Annotated in this window: 18 protein-coding genes and 1 riboswitch; of the genes, 8 read left to right on the forward strand and 10 right to left on the reverse strand. The window is 36.4% G+C overall.

Features of this window, described 5'->3' with window-relative positions:
• Positions 1–127 precede the first annotated feature (127 nt).
• Positions 128–1,675 (forward strand): Re/Si-specific NAD(P)(+) transhydrogenase subunit alpha, encoded by a 1,548-nt coding sequence (locus tag D2K40_RS05280; RefSeq protein WP_117153683.1) that lies wholly within the window; start codon positions 128–130, stop codon positions 1,673–1,675.
• Positions 1,676–1,678: 3 nt separating this feature from the next.
• A complete protein-coding gene (pntB, locus tag D2K40_RS05285; protein ID WP_205417559.1) occupies positions 1,679–3,085 on the forward strand; it encodes a Re/Si-specific NAD(P)(+) transhydrogenase subunit beta in 1,407 nt (468 codons plus the stop codon).
• A 418-nt stretch (positions 3,086–3,503) separates the two neighbouring features.
• Here pntB and D2K40_RS05290 read toward each other — a convergent pair whose 3' ends face one another.
• Together D2K40_RS05290 and D2K40_RS05295 are read right to left on the reverse strand one after the other, a co-directional pair.
• Entirely contained in the window at positions 3,504–3,638 is a 135-nt protein-coding gene (locus tag D2K40_RS05290) for a DUF4023 domain-containing protein (protein WP_117153685.1), read from the reverse strand.
• Between the two features lie 174 nt (positions 3,639–3,812).
• Positions 3,813–4,814 (reverse strand): tRNA dihydrouridine synthase, encoded by a 1,002-nt coding sequence (locus D2K40_RS05295; protein ID WP_117153687.1) that lies wholly within the window; start codon positions 4,812–4,814, stop codon positions 3,813–3,815.
• A gap of 750 nt (positions 4,815–5,564) precedes the next feature.
• Between D2K40_RS05295 and D2K40_RS05300 the strand changes: the two genes are divergently transcribed.
• The 4 genes from D2K40_RS05300 to D2K40_RS05315 are packed head-to-tail and all read left to right on the forward strand — an operon-like array spanning position 5,565 to position 9,811.
• The gene (locus D2K40_RS05300; RefSeq protein ID WP_117153689.1) at positions 5,565–6,419 is read left to right on the forward strand and encodes a MurR/RpiR family transcriptional regulator; all 855 of its coding nucleotides are present in this window, start codon (positions 5,565–5,567) and stop codon (positions 6,417–6,419) included.
• Complete coding sequence (gene murQ / locus D2K40_RS05305) at positions 6,412–7,305, forward strand: N-acetylmuramic acid 6-phosphate etherase (RefSeq protein WP_117153691.1); 894 nt, start codon at positions 6,412–6,414, stop codon at positions 7,303–7,305. The genes D2K40_RS05300 and murQ overlap by 8 nt, the downstream gene beginning before the upstream one ends.
• A 21-nt stretch (positions 7,306–7,326) precedes the next feature.
• A complete protein-coding gene (locus D2K40_RS05310; RefSeq protein WP_117153693.1) occupies positions 7,327–8,775 on the forward strand; it encodes a PTS transporter subunit EIIC in 1,449 nt (482 codons plus the stop codon).
• On the forward strand, positions 8,768–9,811 hold the full coding sequence (locus D2K40_RS05315) for a MupG family TIM beta-alpha barrel fold protein (protein WP_117153695.1): 1,044 nt from the start codon (positions 8,768–8,770) through the stop codon (positions 9,809–9,811). The genes D2K40_RS05310 and D2K40_RS05315 overlap by 8 nt, the downstream gene beginning before the upstream one ends.
• Before the next feature lie 194 nt (positions 9,812–10,005).
• On the opposite strand, the gene D2K40_RS05320 is transcribed toward D2K40_RS05315, so the two are convergent.
• From D2K40_RS05320 to D2K40_RS05340, 5 genes are all read right to left on the reverse strand, one after another.
• On the reverse strand, positions 10,006–10,785 hold the full coding sequence (locus tag D2K40_RS05320) for an energy-coupling factor transporter transmembrane component T family protein (RefSeq protein ID WP_117153697.1): 780 nt from the start codon (positions 10,783–10,785) through the stop codon (positions 10,006–10,008).
• The gene (locus tag D2K40_RS05325) at positions 10,772–12,439 is read right to left on the reverse strand and encodes an ABC transporter ATP-binding protein (RefSeq protein WP_117153699.1); all 1,668 of its coding nucleotides are present in this window, start codon (positions 12,437–12,439) and stop codon (positions 10,772–10,774) included. The genes D2K40_RS05320 and D2K40_RS05325 overlap by 14 nt, the downstream gene beginning before the upstream one ends.
• Positions 12,436–13,017 carry an ECF transporter S component gene (locus D2K40_RS05330; protein WP_117153701.1) on the reverse strand — a complete coding sequence of 194 codons (582 nt, stop codon included), beginning with the start codon at positions 13,015–13,017 and terminating at the stop codon, positions 12,436–12,438. Before D2K40_RS05330 ends, D2K40_RS05325 begins: the two co-directional genes overlap by 4 nt.
• On the reverse strand, positions 13,010–13,621 hold the full coding sequence (locus D2K40_RS05335; RefSeq protein WP_117153703.1) for a YkoF family thiamine/hydroxymethylpyrimidine-binding protein: 612 nt from the start codon (positions 13,619–13,621) through the stop codon (positions 13,010–13,012). Before D2K40_RS05335 ends, D2K40_RS05330 begins: the two co-directional genes overlap by 8 nt.
• 84 nt (positions 13,622–13,705) lie before the next feature.
• Positions 13,706–13,811, reverse strand: a riboswitch (TPP riboswitch).
• Positions 13,812–14,110: 299 nt separating this feature from the next.
• Complete coding sequence (locus D2K40_RS05340; protein ID WP_117153705.1) at positions 14,111–14,563, reverse strand: staygreen family protein; 453 nt, start codon at positions 14,561–14,563, stop codon at positions 14,111–14,113.
• 368 nt (positions 14,564–14,931) lie between these two features.
• On the opposite strand from D2K40_RS05340, the gene D2K40_RS05345 reads away from it, so the two are divergent.
• Positions 14,932–15,828, forward strand: coding sequence for a glycerol kinase (locus D2K40_RS05345; protein ID WP_117153707.1), 897 nt, complete (start codon positions 14,932–14,934; stop codon positions 15,826–15,828).
• Positions 15,829–15,907: 79 nt separating this feature from the next.
• A complete protein-coding gene (locus D2K40_RS05350; RefSeq protein ID WP_117153710.1) occupies positions 15,908–19,063 on the forward strand; it encodes a DEAD/DEAH box helicase in 3,156 nt (1,051 codons plus the stop codon).
• A gap of 16 nt (positions 19,064–19,079) precedes the next feature.
• On the opposite strand, the gene D2K40_RS05355 is transcribed toward D2K40_RS05350, so the two are convergent.
• From D2K40_RS05355 to D2K40_RS05365, 3 genes are all read right to left on the reverse strand, one after another.
• A complete protein-coding gene (locus tag D2K40_RS05355) occupies positions 19,080–19,475 on the reverse strand; it encodes a (deoxy)nucleoside triphosphate pyrophosphohydrolase (RefSeq protein ID WP_117153712.1) in 396 nt (131 codons plus the stop codon).
• Between the two features lie 217 nt (positions 19,476–19,692).
• Positions 19,693–20,415 carry a DUF981 family protein gene (locus D2K40_RS05360; RefSeq protein WP_117153714.1) on the reverse strand — a complete coding sequence of 241 codons (723 nt, stop codon included), beginning with the start codon at positions 20,413–20,415 and terminating at the stop codon, positions 19,693–19,695.
• Between the two features lie 102 nt (positions 20,416–20,517).
• Positions 20,518–21,774 (reverse strand): MFS transporter, encoded by a 1,257-nt coding sequence (locus tag D2K40_RS05365; RefSeq protein ID WP_117153716.1) that lies wholly within the window; start codon positions 21,772–21,774, stop codon positions 20,518–20,520.
• Positions 21,775–21,959 lie beyond the last annotated feature (185 nt).

Consider the following 21,959-nt stretch of genomic DNA (forward strand, 5'->3'; position numbering starts at 1 on the left):
TTAACGATCTAATATGGAAAAAGGAAAATAAGTTCCTAGACCCATAATAGAAATCATCAAGAGGACTATTATGCGCTTTTTTTGTGAAGATAATCACATGATAACAGAACTAGGAAGGAGTATTTGAATGAAAATAGGCATACCAAAGGAAAGATATGCCGGTGAAACTAGGGTTGCTGCGATTCCTAAAACCGTTGAACAACTAAAGAAATTCGGTTTCGATATTTTGGTTGAAGTTGGAGCTGGAGAGAGAGCTAGTTTTACCGATGAGCAATACCAAAAGGCAGGAGCGATCAATACAAGTACTGCTGAAGTGTGGCAATCGGACATCATCTATAAGATAAATCCGCCAAACGAAGAAGAGATCGTAAAGATGAAAGAAGGCGCGACATTAGTTAGTTTTATTTTTCCGCGTCAAAACGAGAATTTAATTAATAATCTTAATGAGAAAAAGATCAATGTATTAGCGATGGATATGGTTCCAAGGATTTCTCGTGCACAGTCTGTTGATGTATTGTCTTCCATGGCCAACATTGGGGGATATCGAGCGGTGATGGAGGCGTCACATGCGTTTGGGCGTTTTCTTAATGGCCAAATTACTGCAGCGGGTAAAGTGCCCCCTGCTAAAGTATTTGTCATTGGAGCTGGAGTAGCTGGGTTAGCTGCAATTGGTACAGGTCGTTCGCTTGGAGCAATTGTTCGAGCGTTTGATGCTCGTTCAGAAGTGGCGGAACAAATCGAATCCATGGGTGGAGAGTTTTTAAGAGTTGAAATAGAGGAAGATGGAACAACCGCCTCCGGGTATGCAAAAGAAATGTCCGAAGCCTTTATAAAAGCGGAAATGGATTTAATAGCTGAACAGGCGAAAGAAGTAGATATTATCATTACAACTGCATTGATCCAGGGTATGCCAGCACCAAAGCTTATTACAAAAGAGATGGTTGATAGTATGAAGCCAGGTTCAGTAATTGTTGACATGGCTGCGCTTACAGGTGGTAACTGTGAATACACGGTTCCAAACGAACTTACTGTAACAGAATCTGGCGTAAAAATTATCGGATATACCGATCTTCCAGGTCGCATGCCGGGGCAAGCTTCGGATATGTATGCAACAAACCTGGTCAATTTAACAAAGTTGTTATGTAAAGAAAAAGACGGAAATATCACTATTGACTTTGGTGATGTCATTTTACGCAACATGGCAGTTAGTCGAGAAGGACAAATAACATTCCCACCACCTGAAATAAGTGTCTCTGCTGCGCCAGTTAAGAAGGAAGAAATTCACCCCGAGACAGAAACAAGTGTAAAAGAACCAAAGAAAAGTGCTGGATGGAAATATGGTTTTGGCATAGCTGCTATTCTTTTATTCGGTTGGATTGGGCAAGTATCACCACCAGAATTTTTAACTCATTTTACCGTGTTTTTCCTTTCAATAGTTGTAGGTTATTACGTGATTTGGAAGGTGACATCAGCCTTGCACACGCCGCTTATGTCCGTTTCGAATGCGATCTCAGGTATTATCGTAGTTGGGGCATTATTACAGATTACTAGTGATATACTGGCAGTTAAAATTTTAGCCTTTATTGGTATATTAATAGCATCTATTAATATTTTTGGTGGTTTCATGGTAACACACCGTATGTTAAAGATGTTTAAGATAGATCGGGAGGTGTAAGGAATGGGAATGTCTCAAGGTTTAGTTACTGTAGCATATATAATCGCGGGTATCCTATTTATCCTTAGCTTAGCTGGTCTATCTAAACAAGAAACAGCTAAAAATGGAAATATATATGGCATGATTGGAATGGTTATTGCAATAGTTGCCACTGTTTTGAGTATAGATCTAGATATGGAAGCATGGATTTACGTTGTTGTAGCAGTGATGCTTGGCGCGTTTATAGGTGTTTATACAGCGGCAAAGGTAAAAATGACAGGGATGCCACAACTGATCGCTGCATTTAACAGTTTTGTTGGCTTAGCTGCCGTATTAGTTGGTTTTAATAGTTTTATAAAAATATATACACATGTGCCAGTTCGCGATGTCCATTTAAATATTGAATTAATAGAAATATATATTGGTGTTCTTATTGGTGCTATTACCTTTACGGGCTCTATTGTCGCTTTTGGTAAATTGCATGGAATGATTGGATCAAAACTCCTTTCCTATCCATTTAAGGGAGCGGTGAATGTCATACTCATAATGGCGTCAGTAATTCTCATGTATTTATTTATTGTTGAGGGAACTTCTCTAAACGCCCTCATCTATCTAGTCATCATGACAGTGTTAGCGCTGTATCTTGGTTGGCAAATGGTTATGTCCATTGGTGGAGCAGATATGCCAGTTGTTATCTCGGTGTTAAACTCTTTATCTGGATGGGCAGCGGCAGCAGCAGGATTCTTGCTATCGAATGACCTGTTAATTATTACTGGTGCTTTAGTAGGTTCATCTGGTTGGATATTATCCTATGTAATGTGTAAAGGGATGAATCGATCCATCGTTTCTGTTATTGCAGGTGGATTTGGTGACCAAGGGACTAGTTCATCAACTGCTAAAGAAGAGGGTGAGCACCGTGCTATTAGTGCAGACGATGTAGCAGAAATGTTAAAACAGTCAAACTCTGTTATCATTACACCAGGTTACGGAATGGCTGTGGCACAAGCACAATATCCAATTGCAGAAATGACAAAAAAACTGCGTGAGCAAGGGGTAAATGTTCGTTTTGCAATTCATCCCGTTGCTGGTCGTTTACCAGGCCATATGAATGTGCTTTTGGCTGAAGCAAATGTGCCATATGATATTGTGTTGGAAATGGATGAAATCAATGATGACTTTCCTGAAACAGACACAGTTCTTGTTATTGGTGCCAATGACACAGTTAACCCTGCTGCGCAGGACGATCCGAATGGACCTATTGCTGGGATGCCAGTTCTTGAAGTATGGAAAGCGAGAAATGTTGTCGTTATGAAACGTTCGATGGGCGTAGGTTATGCTGGTGTCCAAAACCCACTGTTCTTTAAAGAGAATACGAGTATGTGTTTTGGGGACGCGAAAGTAACTACGGAAGCTATATTGAATTCTATATAAGAGTTAATGATTAAACTCAAATGATAACTACTCCCATGAAGTCGCCATATTCAAGAAGAGGCTGGGACAAAATAAAATTCCTTTATTCAAAATACGAATAATATTTTCTCATAAATAAGAGTAAGATCACCGCAACTGAAATATACTCGCTTTCCGTGGGCACGGCTTCAGCTAACTCGGAAAAGCAAACTGCGCTTTCCGAGTGGATTTTCAGCTCGCGCTGTTCCCACAGGACAAGGGATGCTTCAATGAACTCACATCGCACGAAGGAAATCGATCTATATTTCCGAGGAGTCTCGCATATTTCAGTTGCTAAATAATGCTTCCTAGAAAAATAACCGTACTATAATCAGCTAACGCCTATTATAGTACGGTTATTATGTTGCTTTATTTCCTTTTTCCCAAACTCTTCTTTCTATTAACTATTACTATCGTTATGCTTCTTACTAGGTAATTTATTGCTTGGGCGACCATTGCCTTGATTCTTCTTGTTTCTTTCAGCCTTTTTTTGATTTTCATTAAATTTCTTTACAAAGTCATGTGTACTATCCATGCTAATCCCTCCTTGTAAAAAACATATTTACGATAGCCTTCCCGATAAACTTTATACTATTCTTCCATTACTGCTCAGATTTCAATTAAATTTAATAAATTAAAAGAGAGAAAAGCACGAATGCTCTCCTCTCTTGTGAGAATTCAGTAATGATCGGATTCAACCAAACGGTCTTTACTTGAAAACAGAAAAACTTTCCTCTTCTTTCACTCCGTCTTGTTCTGTAAATGCATCAAGCAGCGCACGCACTTCATCGGTGGATTCTGTGCTCATCAACTGGTTTCTTAACTCGCTTGCTCCCCGGAATCCACGGACATAAATCTTAAAGAAGCGGCGGAGTGGTATGAAGAGACGCGGCTCCAACTCTTCGGAATACTTATCGTGAAGATCAAGGTGCAGGCGAAGTAGGTTGAGCAGTTCTTCGCTAGTATGCTCTTTCTTCTTTGTTTCAAAGGCGAATGGATTGTGAAAGATGCCTCGTCCAATCATGACGCCGTCTATACCATACTTTTCTGCGAGTTCAAGGCCTTTTTGACGATCAGGGATGTCACCATTGATGGTCAGAAGGGTGTGTGGTGCTACTTCGTCACGAAGTTTCTTGATCTCCGGAATCAATTCCCAGTGTGCATCAACGTTACTCATTTCCTTTTTTGTACGGAGGTGGATCGAAAGGTTGACGATATCCTGTTCAAGGAGGTGTTTCAGCCAGGTGCGCCATTCCTCTACTTCCGTATAACCGAGACGGGTCTTCACACTGACAGGCAGTCCACCTGCTTTAGCGGCCTGGATGAGTTCCGCCGCGACATCTGGACGCCGGATAAGACCGCACCCTTTTCCTTTTGGTGCGACGTTTGGTGCAGGACAGCCCATATTGATATCAATTCCGCGATACCCCATTTCAGCCATCCCAATACTCATTTGTCGGAAGTATTCCGGCTTGTCTCCCCAAATGTGAGCAACAATTGGTTGTTCATCTTCTGTGAACGTCAGACGTCCTCGTACGCTATCTATCCCTCTCGGATGACAGTAGCTTTCTGTATTCGTAAACTCTGTAAAAAACACGTCAGGTCTCGCTGCTTCACTTACGACATGGCGAAAAGCGATATCTGTTACACCTTCCATCGGAGCCAAAACAAAAAATGGTCGAGGCAACTCATGCCAAAAATTATCTTTCATATATATCTAAATCCCTTCGTTAAAGGAAAACATATTCCCGAGATAAAAAAATAAAAATAATTGTGTTTTATCCATTACTACTGGATTTCAACTAGTATATTTTAATGGTATCAACAGAAAAGTGCAAGGGAGCAAGGCATTGTATTTGCAGAGATCCTCATAAATTTCCCATATTGACGTGCTAATATCACTTTAATGGTGCTTATTTATAGTTAAATAAAAAAACTAATCAAAAGCCTCTTTACGGTAATGAGACTTCATTAAAAGAGCTGTTGATAGAAGAGTTAAATTAATATTTGAAGTGAAAATTAAATACACTTGGTATCTCAATTAGACAAGTGGAAAGATAACCACATTTACAAGTTTGTGAAGTGTAGTTTGAAAGGGAACTACATCATAATGAGTTAAAGTAAGAAAACTCAAACTGTGAGCTTAATTATTAAGTTGTACTAAATAGCTGCTAAAAACGAATCTGATGATAGGTTCGTTTTTTAGGTTTAATCAAAATTAATCCGTTTTCTTGTCACATTCCACACAAGTACTAAACAGATTTTTTAAACAGTTTACTTTATCAAAATGATATTAAAAATCTATTAAAAAATCCTAAAAATCACGTTGAAAGTTTCATTTGATTAATTAGAAAAGCGAAAAAAATTTCAACTTTTGGTACAATGTTTTACAAATAGTTCGTTTTATTGACACTGAGTTTCATGATGACTATGATCAAACTATAGCAGGGGGAACGATCGAATGAAAATCGCAACAATTCGATTAAAGGAATATTACAATCAAGCAAGTACAACCGAACAAACAATTATTGCATATGTGCTGGATCATCCAGAAGAAGCATCGAAGCTGACTATTTATCAGTTAGCGGACCTAACATTTTCATCACCATCTTCGATTACCCGTCTTTGTAAAAAGAATGGTTTTACTGGTTATAAAGAATTTTCTAAATCACTACTATATGAGCAGGCTGTGAGGAAAAATTATAAGAAAAAAAAGATTCCAGATGTAACGAAGACTGACAATGTAAAGGAAGTAGTTGAAAAGGTAACGAATAAGAACATTTTATCACTAGAAGAAACAGCTAATCTACTTGATTACGATGTTATTGAAGCATGTGTCGAATTGATCCATAATTGCGAGAAGATTGTTTTGTTTGGTATTGGTGCTTCGTTGATTGTTGCCAAGGATGCGCAACTTAAATTTACTCGAATTAATAAGATGGTTTATGTTGCAGAGGATTGGCATACGCAATTGTTGATGGCAAGGAATATGACACCCAATGATATTGGAATAGTTATCTCTTATTCAGGAGAAACACAAGAAATGATTAAATGCGCAAAAACAGCAAAAGAAAACCATGCTAAACTCATTTCAATAACCAAATATGCAAGCGCAACCATTACTGAGTTGTCTGATTACAATCTCTTTGTCGCGGCGAATGAATATGCATTTCGAAGTGGAGCAATGTCTTCTCGTATTTCACAATTAAATTTAGTAGATATTTTATATACTGCATATGTAAACATTCAATACGAAAAGTCAATTGAAATTTTGGAACAGAATCAAATAAAGAAGGAGACTAATTTACATGATTAATTTAGATAAAATGACAACAGAACAACAGAATTCGAAGACAATGAACCTCGATCAGATGTCTGTTTTAGAGGCTCTGACAGTTATGAATCAAGAGGATCAAAAAGTGGCGAAAGCAATTGAACCAGTATTGCCGTCTATTGAAAAGGCTGTTACTTCTATTATTGCTGCATTCGAAAGTGATGGAAGGTTAATTTATGTCGGGGCAGGCACAAGTGGACGTTTAGGTGTACTAGATGCAGCAGAGTGTCCGCCAACATTTGGTACATCCCATGAGAAAGTTGTTGGACTCATAGCTGGTGGTGAAAGAGCTTTTACAAAGGCGGTTGAGGGTGCTGAGGATAATGAATCAATGGCAGAACAAGATTTAAAGGATATTCAATTGAAAGAGAATGATATTGTTGTAGGATTGGCGGCTAGTGGACGAACACCTTATGTTATTGGCGCACTAAACTACGCGAATGCTATCGGTGCAGAAACAGTTGCTGTCGCTTGTAATCAGAATTCTGAAATAGGAAAGGTTGCATCTACTCCAATTGAAGTCACAACTGGACCGGAAGTTCTGTCTGGTTCTACTAGATTAAAAGCTGCAACTGCTCAGAAGCTAATATTAAATATGCTTTCGACTATCTCAATGGTTGGTATTGGTAAAGTCTATCAAAACTTGATGGTTGATTTGCAAACAACCAATCAGAAGTTAGAAACAAGGGCGTTACGAATTGTAATGGCTGCTACAGAAGTAGATAGCGAGACAGCAAAAGAAAAATTAAAGGAGGGCGGCGGAAATGTGAAGCTTGCTATTACCATGATTTTATTAGATTGCGATGCAGAGACTGCCAAGGGAAGACTCCAAAAGTCAAATGGACATGTAAGAAAGACATTACAATAACAAGATGGGAGTGAGGCTTTTATGGCGAATCAGAATGAGAAATTAATTGATGAGATTGTTAAACGAATAGGTGGGAAGGATAACATCAAAGCAGCGACCAACTGTATGACACGTTTACGAATCCGAATGAAGGATGAGAGTAAAGTAAATGTAGATAGCTTGAAGGAACTGGAAGGTGTCATGGGTGTTGTTCAAGCGGAAACACTACAAGTAGTCGTTGGGCCAGGTAAAGCTAAAAAGTTAGCAGATTTACTATTAGAACGATATCACGTGTCAGAAGATAGTGCTGTTGAGGAAGAGGAGAACCAAAAGGTAACAGATGATTGGCAGGATAATAAAGCTTCTATCAAGCAGAAGCAGAAAAAAGGTAAGTTAAAGTCCGGACTTGAGACTATCTCTGGCATTTTTATTCCAATGATTCCTGCAATTATTGCAGCTGGTATTTTTAATGGATTTAGTGGCTTAATTGGTACATTGCAAGGGGAGGGAACATTAACAAGTGAGTTTTGGGAAGCGGCTCGTTTGCTATTCTCTTTAATTGGAACCGGATTCTTGGGGTATTTTGCAATTTTCACTGGTGTTAATGCTGCAAAAAGATTTGGAGCAACGGAAGCACTTGGTGGTATGATTGGTGCGATATCAATTGCTACACCACTTGTTGAGCTTTCCCAACTTTTTGGTCTCTATGATGCAGAGCAACCACTAGACTCCATATTAACGACAGGAAAGGGTGGGATTATTGGTGTTATTTTTGGTGTATTTATTTTAGCTAAGATAGAAAAAGCAATCCGTAAACGAATTCCAGACGTACTCGATCTGATTGTTACACCAGTTTTAACACTTCTTATCACAGTATCTATCTTTGTATTTATGATAATGCCTATATCGGGCGTGTTGTCTGATTGGCTTGTCAGTGGATTAAGTGTAATTATAGGTTCTGATAATACACTTATTAGTATTACATCAGGTTATATTCTTGCCGCAGCATTCTTACCAATGGTGTTACTGGGACTACACCATGGTTTAATTCCAATCTATGCGATTCAATTGGAAGTATTAGGTGGGGTTTCCTTATTCCCAGTACTTGCCATGGCAGGAGCAGGTCAAGTTGGTGCTTCAATAGCAATATATCTAATTAGTAAAAAAGTCGGAAACCAACGAATGAAACAAATTATTGCAGGTGCATTACCAGCGGGTGTTCTTGGTATTGGTGAACCATTGATTTATGGTGTAACTTTACCACTTGGGAAACCTTTCATAACAGCGGGATTAGGTGCAGGTTTTGGTGGAGCATATGTAATGATGACACAAGTAATGGCAAATGCTTGGGGGCCATCAGGACTCGTAGCTATTCCATTAATGGAAGCAGATAAAATGATTCACTATGTGATCGGTATTCTTATTTCTTACCTTGGTGGTTTTATAATTACACGATTATTTATTAAAAGTGAAGATGTAGCCAATGCTTAATCCACTTGGTTTCTCTGTTTACGTATCAACCTTTGAAAAGCAATTGCCAATGTTAGAAGCGAGTAAAGGAAAGAATAAATTTATTTTTACTTCTCTTCATATTACAGAAGAGGTAGAAGATGCGTATGTGGATAAAGTAAAAGCAATGTGCGAATGGTTATATCAACATGACTTTCAAATTATCGCTGATGTTTCATCAGAAACATTAGCGATATTTGAAAAGCAAGATATGCTGACACTTGCGAACGATTTACATGTTTCTGTGCTGCGATTAGATTACGGTTTCAGCAGTCAAGAGATAACTAAATTTGCAAACCAAATACCAATTGCTTTCAATGCGTCCACCTTAGATCTATCTGCTCCATTTATACTGGAGGGTAACCAGCTATATGCGATGCATAATTTTTATCCACGACCTGAAACGGGATTAGACTGGGAGCTATTTCAAAAAATAAATCAATCAATCAAACAAACACAAGTTGCGCATGTCATTGCTTTTATACCAGGTGACCAAGAATTTCGGGGTCCGATTTATGAGGGATTACCTACAGTAGAATCACATCGTGGCTGTCCGCCATATGTAGCTTATCTTGATTTGATCAAAAACAGTTCAGTTGATCAGGTATTCATTGGTGATGTGAAAATATCATCAAAACAACTTAAACTGATTGAAGACTATCAGTCGGATCAAATCATAAATATTCCAGTATCACTTACTAGTGATTTCAGATATTTATATGATCAAGTGTATACCATTCGCATTGATTCACCACATGGTTTCATGCGTTTACAAGAATCTAGGGGTTATGCGAGTCAAGGAGATCCAATCAAAGCACAGCATTGTCTAGAGAGAGACAGAGGGAAAATTACGATCGATAATGAAGCATACAAACGTTATTCTGGTGAAATACAAATCATGCGTGAAGATTACCAGGAAGATCATCGTGTAAATGTGATTGGTGAAATTAAAGAAGGTTATCTATCTATTATTGATTGTGTAAAGAATGGAGATAAAATACGATTTATAGAAGTTTGATGATGTGATGGAAACATAGTAGATTTTACCCTCAAGAAATATAAATCAATAGACGTAGGACTAATTGTATAACGATTAGTCCTACGTCTATTACTTCATTATTTATATTAAGGAATAAAATCAATTTTTTTCTAATTCTATTCCTTTCCTTGTCAACGTATCACGGCTAATCACTGTATAGTGGTTCTTCTCTTCTATATTTCCCCAGTGTACCATCTGAAATACCCGATTTGCCAAGCTAATGTAATGAGAGTAACTAGAACGGTAAGCATCATAATCATAAAAAGCCAGTCTTTAGTTGTAACAGTAAATTGCCTATAAAAGGTACGTTCTCTACTCCCTGTAAAACCTTTTGATTCCATAGCAATTGCTGTACGTTCAGCCTTTCGAATTGAACTTGCAAGAAGCGGGACAATAAAACGTTTATATTGATGGACGTTTTCCTTTAGTGTCTTTGCTCGATTAATACCTCGTACACGGTGTGCAGATTTGATAAGTACCAGTTCGTCTTTAATCATTGGCAAAAATCTGTATCCTGCAAGTATCCCATAAGCAAGCTTAGGAGGGAGCTTGCATTGTTGCATTAGACTTAAAATAAAATGCACAACATTTGTTGTTAGAAGAAACAATAAAGATAACGAGGCGAAAGTTAAAATTCTATGTGATAGAGATAAAGCAGTTTGTATATCCTCTATCGGTATAGTATTTCCAAACAAGGAAACAACTTCAGTTGGGTTGATTGGTTCATTGGCGAACGCTATATTAGTCCAAAACATCCCAGCAGCAAAAATAAAAAATGGTGAAAAATAAAGTAAATATTTTTTAATATTAACCTTAGCTACAAAAATAGTAAGAATCCAAATCCAAACTAGAAAGAGAAATGGTGTAATAGGATCAAATACCATTGTCAAAAGTAGAACACTTAAAATAACTGTTATTGCTTTTATACTTGGATTTAAATTATGAATATACATAGGAAACATCCTTTTGCTTTCGTTGCTCTAATTTGACTTGAATAGGTAATTCAAGCTGCCATTTTTTTAATTGTTCACTTGGGACTTCCCATAGCTGTTTTGGACTGGTATCGAGTGCGATTTTTCCATCTTCCATAACAACCACACGATCTGCATATTGTTGTACAAGTTCCATATCGTGCGTAATCATTACAATGGTTGTTCCCGTTTCATTCCGTTCTTTCAATAGAGATAAAAGTTGTTTGGTTGAGTTAGCATCTTGACCAAATGTTGGTTCATCAAGTATCAATATGGATTGGTTATCGACAATCATAGTTGCAACACTTAATCTTCTTTTTTGACCCTGACTAAGTGTATAGGGATGACTCTCCTCAAACCCAGTTAATTGACATTGTTGTAATATTGTAGTGACTTGATGGTTAATGTCTTCTTCATGTAAGCCTCGTACTCGTAAACTAAATGCAACCTCATCGTATACTGAATCAGTAATAAATTGATGTTCTGGATTTTGAAAAACATAACCAATTTTTGTTCTTAAGTCTCTTTCCTTCCATTCATTCAGACTTTTTTCATAAAGATGAATAGCCCCCTTGTTAGGCTTCTCTATTCCAGCAATTAGTTTTGAAAGTGAGGATTTTCCACTACCATTCGCTCCTAAAATCGTTATGAATTCACCTTCATATAGGTTTATATCAATCTCATTTATAATAGTTGTGCTTTTTTTAGTCCAGATTAGTTCTTCTGCTTTTAATGCTAACTGTGTGCTACGCCTATTAATATGGGCTAAAAAGATGTTATTAGGTAAAGGGTAGGAAGCAAGTTCATCAACTGTTAAGGGTAAATTATCAAAGGTGTGATCCAGTTGTTTTTCTATTTCCAATGCAATTCTGGTGGGAGTGGGAATCCAAATACCTTGTTGTTCTAGAGTGTGACGATGCACATTAACACCATCTCTTAAGTTCCCATTATAAAAAACCTGCCCCTTATTGTTTAACATCAAACAACGGTCAATTAGTGATATCCAGCCATCTAATTGGTGTTCAATAATGATAAGTGAAAAGTTTTTTTGCTGTTGCAGTTGGTGGATTGTTTTAATAAATTCAAGGGATGCCACCGGGTCTAAATTAGCTGTAGGCTCATCCAATACAAGAATGTCTGGCTCCATCGCGAGAATACAGGCTAAGGCTAGTTTTTGTTTTTGCCCGCCTGATAGTGTTGTAATCTTTCTTGTCTTGTATGCTGTCATATTGATTAGATCTAGTACACTGTCAATGATATTCTCCATCTCAGAAGGTAAGATCCCCTTATTTTCAAGACCAAATGCAATTTCATCTTCAACCGTAAACATACAGAACTGTGTTTCTGGATCTTGGAATACAACGCCTACAGAATGAGAAACTTCCCCATGAGAATATTCGTGAATGCTTTTAGTTTTAATAAAAACGTCACCTGTTAATTCACCGTCTAACTCTCTTGGGTAGAGGCCATTCAAGCAGTGTGTTAAGGTGCTTTTTCCACAGCCACTAGGGCCAAGGATTAACAGGTTTTCCTCGGCTTTTAGTTCAAAGTTAATATCATCTAATACCGGCTTTTCTGGGTAATCTTCAAAAGATAACGTTAAATGATCAACTTTAATGACGGCTGTTTGACTCATGCGGCTTTTTTTCCTTTTTTGTATTCCTTACCAAGTGCAAAGCTTGATAATACACCAGTTTTAGCTAAAGCATCACTTATTGCTTTACCAAGCCAACCAGCAATAAGAGCACCACTAATTAAACGGATGACAAACATCGCTAGAATATAACTAGGTGCAAAGGCAATATAACCACCTTGGAACATTCCCCAAATAAAGCTAGTAACTGCTGACCCCATACCAGCTAACATTAGTACCCATAATGCGTAATTTTTCCACTTTGTAGCAGCAAACACTGCTTCTGCTCCAATTCCTTGAATCATTCCAACAAGGATAATGATTGGTCCCAGTGCATTGCCTAACATAACTTCAATGGTAGCGGCGATTGTTTCTGATATGAATGCTGCTCCAGGTTTACGAATAATGTAAGCAGCGATAATCGAAACGATAAACCAAATTCCAAAAATCGGCTCATATCCAATCGGTCCCATGAAACCAACTAATATTCCGCCTAGAGGTAAAAATGCTAGATAAACCACTCCAAAGACAACAGATAATGCTGCCATAACAATAACTTCTTTTAATCTCCAATTATTCATTTACTTTACCGCCTTTCGGTGAAGGACTATTTGCTGACATAGATACAGTCATCACGGTATGAGAAGAACCGCTCTCTTCCATATCAATAAACACTTTTTCTAATCCGTTAAATATATTGACAACTTCCCCGTCTAATCGAGTGGCATAATGGGTGCCACTAACTTCAACACCGTGATCTTTCATTGCTTCAATTTGAGCATAGATTTGATCCATGTACTCACCACCACCTAATGGATACAAAGCAAATTTAGTAGCTGCTTCTTGCTTGATTGAATCAACTTTTTCTTTATTAAGAACGACATCATCTTCTGCCATAAAAACATCACCTATCGTATCACCTGGACAACCAACTGAGTAAGTTGCTTCAAATGCAACATGAGCACCTGTCTTAGCGGTATGAAGATAAATAGCCTTTGTCACGTCAAAAATATGAGGGATTCTTCCTCTTACTAATGTGCTAACATCGTCCGTCTGCATCCAAACCTTTGATGTATCCACATTTCTAAGTGCTGTTGTAATAATGTTAATAAAATCATCACTCATTGGATGAATAGAAAAACTACATCCAGCTATTCGACTACTTCCACAAACAAACTTCCCCATAAATATTCTCCTCCTTGTAATATAAAAAAGCTGCACTCCCGTAGGAATGCAGCCAAAATTTATGTATCAAAATAAAAATTCATAAACTATTCGACTGCACTTCCCCACGCTAGTATTATCTAGATCGGGTTCAAAGGGTCAGAACAATATAGTTCCTCTCAGCCATTTTTCGGCTCCCCTAGTGCAACTTTAATATGTAATTATATTCTACATCATCGTAAACGAATATTATAAACTTGTAAAGGTTTATTTTGGTACTTTTTTAAATAATTAAGTGGATTTAAAAAAGAGAGAAAAACTTAAACAGACAGCTCTCCTCTCCTGTGATCATCACGCCGTCTATGGTATAGTTTAATGGTATCAACAGAAAAGTAAAAGGGCATAATTTGATTTTCGTGTAGCTGATTAAAGTAAAGTGGAATTATATGCTGATTTGCTTTTATATTTTGTGATTTTTACAAATATAACCAAGTGAAAATTGTTGAATTATTAAATAGAAAAATTGTGAAAAGTTCCCCAATTTTCTTGTCTAGCAAACTGAGGATGGACAGACATAAAGTTAACTATTATTGATGCTTTATCAAGATTAGGATGTGTATCGAATAAAAAACTATCACCATATCGAATAGCTTTTAATGCAAGTGGTAATTCACGTCTAAATATTTCATTACGTTTTTCAGATTCCTCATGCGTATATTCTCCTTGATCTATATACAAATAAACACAATAGTATAAGGAACTACCATTCAATTTCCATTCACCTAATACTTCATCTCTCATAGGGTTAATTTTATGCCAGGCAAAATGAACTCCAATTGTTAAAAATAACTCTCCAGTTAAATCAGAATGAGTTAGTGTGTAACGCCTAGAGATAACAGGGTTTGTTGCAGTAACACCATCCATGTATTCCACAAATAGTTTGTTTGGATTAAATTTGCTCAAGTAATAACCTCCAATTATTGTTTTTTCTGATCATTATGCGAACTTTCAATGATTAATTCATAATATATTAGCCATGAGTCAATAAGGTGATATTTTTTCGGGTTTATCTTGAGAATTCTGAAAAATTCTCTTACAAGTAAATGAAGGCAAATGGTAAAGAGAAAGTAACGGTTGTCTTCCTTTAATTCCACATTACAATTTAGCTTTGTTATCTTTTCGTAATATGTATAACCTTGAAAGATAATTTCCAAATTCAAATGTATTAGAAGACGGTTTTTAATTATATAAATCAATTCATGTTAAATTCTGTTAAAATGTTAGTATAGAAATTTAAAAATTGACAATCAGACGAAACTAGGAGTGATTCTATGAAAACTAGTAATAAGATCAAATTCCTTTCTACAACAGCACTATCTAAAGAATTAAAAATGAATGTGAAAGAAGTATTTCAGATTTTGCTTAATGATGGATTAATTAAACGAATAGACGATAACTGGGTTTTGACTGAAAAAGGTGAAAAATTAGGAGGAACATTAAAGAAACATCCGAGAGCAGGCGAATACATTGCGTGGAATGAGAGCATCAGGGATAACAAGATATTTACATCTACTAATACCGAGGTGCTGTTAAACGCTACCGCATTAAGTAATCACTTTGGTGTGTCTAAACTTAAAATGAACCCCATTCTGTCAGAGTTAGGTTTTGTTCAAAAAGCTATAAAAGGATGGACAGTTACAAAACTTGGGCTAAGTATTGGTGGGAAACAATTAGAATATGATAAAACTGGAGTACCTTATGTAAACTGGCCGGAAAGTATTTTACATAATAAAAGATTAGTAGAAACCATGAATGAGTTACAGGGAAATGAACCTGAAGAAAACAAAACATCTGATACAGGGAATTCCTTAGGTTTTAGAGATAAATTTGAGGCTAAACATAGATCAGCAGATGGTCACTATGTCAGGTCAAGAGCTGAAATGCTAATTGACAATTGGTTATACATGTCTGAAATTGTCCATGCTTATGAAAGGAAATTACCAGTCGAAGAAGATGTTTATACTGATTTTTATTTACCTGTTGGAAAAGTGTACATAGAGTATTGGGGGTTAGAAAACGATCCTAGATATGCAGCCAGAAAACAAGAAAAGTTAAAAATTTATGAAAAGTATGGGTTTAACTTAATTGAGTTACAGGACGCTGACATTCAGAACTTGGATGATATATTACCTAAGAAGTTGCTGAAGTTTGGAATTCAAGCGTATTAGATGATGACAATAAATGATAATATAAGAAGTATGAGTCGATGGCACAATTAGGTTTAAACTATTAAAATGAGGTGAACTCATGCCAAATCAAGGTATCTATGAAGAAATAGTCTCCAAACACCTAAAATCTCAACTAGAACTGCTAAAAAAAGAAGATTTCGAGATTACCAAAGAATCACTAGATGTAGAAGAAGCTAGAAAAGCACTATCCACTTACATATCAGCGATCACAAGGAAAGCTCTTAAATATGTTAGGGATAATGAAACTAACGACAAGAAAGCACTGCTTGACCAAATTGAGACATGCAATACTATTATAGACACCTTAAGTAAGCGTTTAGATTTTGAAGAGTTTAGTAGATTACAAATTGAAGAAGAAGGTGAAGTTTTAACTTCTATTTATTCTAAGATAAATAGTGTGCGAAGTGTTAAGAAGGAGAAGATAATTAGGCCTGTTACTTCTATTGCAGAAAGCTCCTTATTTACTGGTTCTACTGTTGAGCCAGATATGTTAAGTGAACTTAAGAAGGAGATAATGTCTACCGATGAAATAGATTTCCTTGTTTCTTTTATTAAGTGGAGTGGGATCAGAATAATTTTCGATGAGCTTCAATCTTTTACAGAAAAAGGAGGAAGGCTTCGGGTTATTACAACCTCCTATATGGAGGCAACTGACTACAAAGCAGTTATGGAACTTAGTAAACTAGCAAACACAGAAATTAAAATCTCCTATGATGTCAAACGAACTCGTTTACATGCAAAGGCTTATATGTTTAAACGATTAACTGGATTTACTACTGCATATATAGGTTCTTCTAATTTATCTAATCCTGCTTTAACTTCAGGATTAGAGTGGAATTTGAAAGTTACAGAAAAAGATTCGTTTGATATTGTGAAGAAATTTGATGCAACTTTTGAAAGCTATTGGAATGACGGAGAATTTCATTCGTTTGATCCAGAAAAAGAAGATGATAAAGAACAATTATTCCAAGCATTACAGAAAAAAGAGCAACAAGAAAATGATATTCATTTTAATTTTGATATCCAACCCTATTACTATCAAAAAGAAATGCTAGAAAATCTCCAAGCAGAAAGAGAAGTATTTGGTCGTTACAAGAATTTACTTGTTGCTGCAACCGGAGTAGGGAAGACGGTGATTTCAGCTTTTGATTATCGAAGGTATCGTAAGCAGAATGGAAATAGGGCGCGATTACTTTTTGTTGCGCATAGAGAAGAAATCTTAAAGCAAAGCAGGGATACATTCCGAGCAATCCTTAAGGACTTTAACTTTGGTGATATGCTTGTAGGTGGAAGTAAACCGACTGCAATAGACCATTTATTTGTCAGCATACAAAGCTTTAATAGCATGAAATTAAATGAAAAGTTATCAAGCGATTTTTATGATTTTATTATTATTGATGAATTTCACCATGCTGCAGCTAACTCCTATCAACAGTTGTTAAGTCACTTTGTTCCTAAGGTGTTATTAGGCTTAACGGCAACACCAGAACGGATGGATGGACAAGATGTACTTTCTTATTTTGAAGGACAAATAGCATCCGAAATGAGGTTAACGGAAGCCATCAATAGAAAACTGTTAAGTCCATTCCAGTATTTTTGTGTAAGTGATACAGTGGACTTGTCTAATCTAAGATGGCGAGGAAAGGGTTATGATTTAAAAGAGCTAGAAAATGTTTATACTACCGATAAAATTCGAAGTAATCAAATTGTGAAAAGTTTATATCGGTATGTCACAGATATCGATGAAGTCAAAGGATTAGGTTTTTGTGCAGGAGTAGAGCATGCTATCTACATGGCAAGCTACTTTAATGGACGCGGGATTGCTTCCATTGCGTTACACGGAGAGTCTGATAAAGAGACAAGAGACTCAGCAAAAAACGCACTTCTTAAAGGTGAGATTAAATTTATCTTTGTCGCGGATCTTTATAATGAAGGTATTGATATTCCTGATGTTAACACGATTTTATTCTTGCGTCCTACCGAAAGTTTAACCGTATTTTTGCAACAGTTAGGAAGAGGATTACGGCTAGCTGAAGACAAAGAGTGTTTAACAGTTTTAGATTTTGTTGGACAAGCTCATAAAAATTATAGCTTTGAAGAGAAATTTCGTGCATTAATTGGAAAAACAAAGTATTCAATCAAACATTATGTTGACGAAGGGTTTTCCAATTTACCTAAAGGAAGCTTTATTCAATTGGAGAAGCAAGCGAAAGAATATATTTTGCGAAATATAAAAGCGGCTACTAATACGATTACCAACCTGCGAGCTAAAATGAAATATTTTGAACAAGATACAGGCCTTCCACTAACCTTTAATAATTTTTTAACCCATCACCATTTATCCGTGTATGATTTTTACGGAAAAGGTGGAGATCGTACTTTTCAACGAATGATGGTCGATGTAGGACTTGCAGATGATTTTGACTGTACAGATGAAACCATGATTACAAAAAGGTTGCCTAGATTATTTCACCTTAACTCCAAGAAGACAATAGAATTTTTTATTGGTTATGTGAAAAACACGACAGCTGTTACGAATGAGGAAGAGCGTATAATGAGGAATATGTTTTATTATACCTTTTACCAAAAGGAACCAGCTAAAGAAGGGCTTTTATCTGTTGATGATGGGTTAGCTAAAGTGTTAGGTCATGACCGGATGAGAAATGAAATCCTTAATTTATTGGAATATCAGTATAACTCAATAAGGAATCTTGAGATTGATCATGATTTAAGTTTTGTTACACCATTAACAGTTCATGCTACGTATAATAGAGATCAAATTATGGCGTCATTAGATTACTTTAACGAAGAAAATTCTCCTGAATTTAGAGAAGGAGTAAAACATCTTCAAGAAAAGAATTTGGATATATTCTTTATCACGCTTAATAAATCAGAGAAAGATTTTTCGTCTTCGACTTTATATGAAGACTATGCAATAAATGAAAGGCGATTCCATTGGCAGTCACAGAGCACATTGTCGGAATCGAGCCCGACTGCTAAAAGATACATTCATCATAGGGAGAATGGCCATAATATAGCATTATTCGTAAGAGAAGCTAAAAAGGAAAATGGATATACTGCACCATTTACTTTTTTAGGCACATGCGATTATATAAGGCATTATGGAGAAAAGCCAATTAGCTTCGAATGGAAACTTCGTGAAGAAATGCCACCAACATTAGTACAACAAGCAAATAAGAGTATTGTTTTGTAGTCTTCTTTAAAGGGGGCTATTTTTCTTTTATAAGTTTTTCAACTATAGGAATATCTGCAGGAGCCCAAATTAAGGAGTTGAGATTTTCTCGATTTAACCAAATCAGTTTGGCATGTTCACTTTTCTGGGGAGTTGCTTCAACAATTCTAGCTCTTATTGCAATCAATTGTATAATTAACTCTTTGTATTCATGAATGTTTTCATGAAAGATATCTTCTGCTTTGATTTTGCAGTTCATCTCTTCATCGATTTCTCGTTCAAGTGCAGCATAAATATCCTCTCCTTGATCGACTTTCCCACCTGGGAATTCCCACATGTTTGGAATAGACATCTCTGGAGAACGAAGCGCACACAATATTTCATTATTTTCATTCTCAATGATTGCTGCTACCACTTTTAAAGTCTTTTTCAAATGCTTTCCCTCCTGATTCTTTCTTTGTACTATGATAGCATGCGCATGGCATAAGGACCACCTGCCACTAAGATGTGTACGCAAACAGTTAAGTAAGAATATTTATATTAGTTATTAATACAAAAACAACAAAAAGGCACAGTTAGCTTTAACAGCTAGGTGTGCCTTCTTTTTTCATATATTTCTGACTCTTCACAAAGACGGGGTCTATCCCTCGTTACATAGTGTTGACAATAAGTCCGATATGAGTGAAGAAATTCATAATGCCAAATAACGCAAATGCCAATCCAGAAATGATGAAGCAATATTTAACGATTGCTAGAATTCCTTGATTTGCATTTGTATTCAGTGTAAATGGAAATAATGTAGCTCCTATACCAGTTATAGCATATAAGCCAGAAATGAATATTGCTTCAACAATTGGTACATCAGCAAACATTCCAGTGATTGGTTCTTGTGGTGGTGCTGCGAATAATTGATAGGTAATTCCTGCTACCGCAATAGAGATAAGACCAAGTCCCATTGCTGCACCAAAATAAGATAATGGTTTAAATAAATCAGGTAAATCTTTTTTTAGATGGGATGAAACAGCATCTTTATCCTTCATATTTATTCCTTGTTTCATATATAGGTTAGACTTTCTCCATAACAAAATAGCTGTTGCTAATAATAATACACCAAACGCCAATGAAGGCTCACCAAAAATGATGTCATCAAAAGGAAAGCCAATTTGAGCTAAAGGCCAAGTCAAACTCATGTGTGCTCCAGTGATCGTCAAAATAAAACCCGGAACTGCAAAGCCCATAGACCAACCTTCTAATTCTCCTATTTTGCCATTTTTAAGGTGTAAAAAGAATCGGATTATTAATAATAATGCAACACCAGTTGCCACACTCATTATTGTATTATAGACCTGTGTGCTAGCCCAATCAATAGTCATGATATAACCTCCTAGAGAGTTTAGTAGTTTCTCTAGTATCGATATTTCCCTTGATTTATATAATTAAACGGTGGGGGAAGCAGGGAAGAATCGTTTCTGTCTTTAAATAGCATCTACTTTATGATCCGATACAAATAACAAAACAATAAAACCAATAATGAATAAAATGACTAAGCTAAAAACGCCAAAAGCAGAACTTCCTGTTAGTTGAGTAGTCATCCCCATGAGGAAAGGTCCCGTAACTGCTGCAAATCTACCAAATATATTATAGAAACCAAAGAATTCATTCGATTTTTCATTAGGAACCATTTGTCCAAAATAAGATCTGCTTAATGACTGAATACCGCCTTGAGCTGTGGCAACAAGCATTGCTAATATCCAAAAATCAACTACAGTACTCAAAAACATGGCATAGATACAAACAATAATATAAATGATGATTCCTGTGTAAATCATATTTTTTGTCCCAAACTTAATTGCAAGCCAACCGAATAAAACTGCAAAAGGAGCAGCTACAATTTGTACGGCTAATAGAGCTATAATAAGGTCAGTTGGTCCTAATCCTAAATCCCTCCCATAAGCAGTAGACATTGAAATGATCGTCCCAACGCCATCAATATAAAAGAAATAAGCAATTAGAAATAAAAAGATATTCCGATATTTCTTAATCTCTTTAAATGTTTTTCCAAGTCTCTTAAAACTATTTACTACAACCCTTGGTTCCGGATCTACTCCATGCTTTTGTTTCACATTTTTTATCAATGGGATAGAAAAAGCGATCCACCACAGTGCTGTAATAACAAAAGCTATACGACTTGCTGTAGTCTCCGTGAAAGGAACGGTTCCTGACTGTGCTAAAAAAATAATCGCAATACAAATCACAAAAGGAATTACACTACCTATGTATCCTAACGCATAACCTTTCGCAGAAACGTCATCCATGCGCTCTTTTTTTGTTACATCTACTATATGCGCATCATAAAAAATATTAGCACCACGTGCACCAATTGCAGTTACTGTATAAACAATTAGTAATAGTAGCCAATTATCAGCCGGAACAAACAATAAAGAAAATGTTGAAATAGTACCTACTAGAAAGAAGAAAAGAAAAAATTTCTTCTTCATTCCTTTGTAATCTGCTATGGTCCCTAATATAGGACCGAGCATTGCTAATATGAATGTAGCAATTGAAATGGTATACCCTAGATATGCCGTAGAGTTTGCAACACTCACCTCGGCATTCTCTGCTACCGCTTTATAATAAATTGGGAAAATTGCCGTAGTAATAATAATGGAATAAGCAGAATTGGCCCAATCATACATCATCCAGCTCTTTTCTTGCTTCGTATACTTCCCCACCCTATCTCCTCCTCGTATTAATCTACTTATAGTCTACAGCAGGAGCAAAAGAGATAGTAGTTATTTTGCGTATACTTTACAAATATTTTACTTAGGTGTCACTTCCTGGTTTATGTCGATTTTAGTCGACATAATTCGGGAAGTGACAGGCACCAGAAGAAGACAACCCCTAGCGTCACCGACTT

The sequence above is a fragment of the Paraliobacillus quinghaiensis genome (genome assembly GCF_003426025.1).
GTDB classification, from domain to species: Bacteria; Bacillota; Bacilli; order Bacillales; family Amphibacillaceae; genus Paraliobacillus_A; species Paraliobacillus_A quinghaiensis.